The sequence below is a fragment of the Bartonella sp. TS25HLJMH genome, from assembly GCF_042193505.1.
Lineage (GTDB): Bacteria > Pseudomonadota > Alphaproteobacteria > Rhizobiales > Rhizobiaceae > Bartonella > Bartonella grahamii.
Map to the genome: position 1 here is coordinate 304 of NZ_JBHILV010000087.1, position 287 is coordinate 590.

The 287-nt window shown below is 42.2% G+C and carries 1 pseudogene; it reads right to left on the bottom strand.

Features of this window, described 5'->3' with window-relative positions:
• A pseudogene (locus tag ACFINF_RS09380) lies at window positions 1-287 on the bottom strand (hypothetical protein); the annotation flags it as partial.

The window sequence follows — 287 nt, forward strand, 5'->3', positions numbered from 1 at the left end:
TTTCATTGGTAATTTCATTTTTTACATTTGTGAGGGAAGTGCCAACACCCGCCAAAGCCTCCGCTACAGTGTCATATTTCTTCTCTTCAGAGTTACCATCTTCTTTGACTGTTGTAACCTTGAAGTTTGGGGCTGTCCATTGACCATTCTCATACTTAGCATCACCGCCAAAATACGAGGCAACCCCTGTGCCTAATGTATGAAGCTGCGAGCCATTTATGGCGTCTGTGGAATCTTTCGTAATATCTCCTGTGGCAAGAAATGTAATCTTGCTATTTTCTTGTGTT